Annotated in this window: 1 protein-coding gene and 1 pseudogene; both read left to right on the top strand. The window is 63.8% G+C overall.

Features of this window, described 5'->3' with window-relative positions; all coding sequences use genetic code 11:
• Positions 1-203: pseudogene (locus tag QT222_RS00265) on the top strand (YihY/virulence factor BrkB family protein); the annotation flags it as partial.
• Between the two features lies 1 nt (position 204).
• Positions 205-698, top strand: a 494-nt coding sequence (locus tag QT222_RS00260; protein WP_491475926.1) for a phosphatase PAP2 family protein, incomplete at its 3' end; no start/stop codon positions are given.

The following is a 698-nucleotide window of genomic DNA, read 5'->3' as shown; positions in this document are numbered from 1 at the left end:
ACATCGTCCTCGGCTACGGCGTCGTCCTCACGCTCGGCGCGTTCTACTACCTCAACTCGGACCTCATCGCGGTCGTAGCCATGCTCATCATCTTCCTTTCGACGCTCGGACTCTACGTCCTGTTCGTCATCTTTGGCATCGGCCTAAACGCGCTTGGCGTGCCCGGACGCGCTATCGACGCCGTTCGAGAACGTCGTAGCTGAGATGTTCCCGCTTCAGACTCGTGGTATCGGCGAAACCGTTCTTTCGACCGCGCCAGACGTAGTTGTCTTTCTGTTCGGTCTCGTCACGCAACTCGGCGACCAGTGGTTCTTCTTCCTCGCGTTCACCTCGCTGTACTGGCTTGCCCGCCCTCGTATTTCGGAGCGCCCGCGACGAGTCGCTGCCTCGTTCGTTGCCCTCGCGTTTATCTCGCTCTCGCTGGTGACGTCGCTCAAAGTCGGCTTCGCGCTCCCCCGCCCGCCGACAGCCGAAATCGCCTCGGCCCCGAACTGGCCCGCCCCGCTCGCGGACTTGTTCGTCTCGTTTACGACCGACGATGGGTTTGGATTCCCCAGCGGACACGCGCTCGGAACCACGGTCGTCTACGGGGCTGCCGCGCTCCTCCTCGACGTATGGGACCGACGGCGACGCGCCCTCGCTGCCGCGGCTATCGTCGCAACGGTCGCACTCTCCCGCGTCGTCCTCGGCGTCCACTA

The organism is Haloferax sp. s1 (assembly GCF_058382125.1).
Note: the sequence above shows the minus strand (reverse complement) of the source record. Positions and strands in the feature narration are given on the sequence as shown.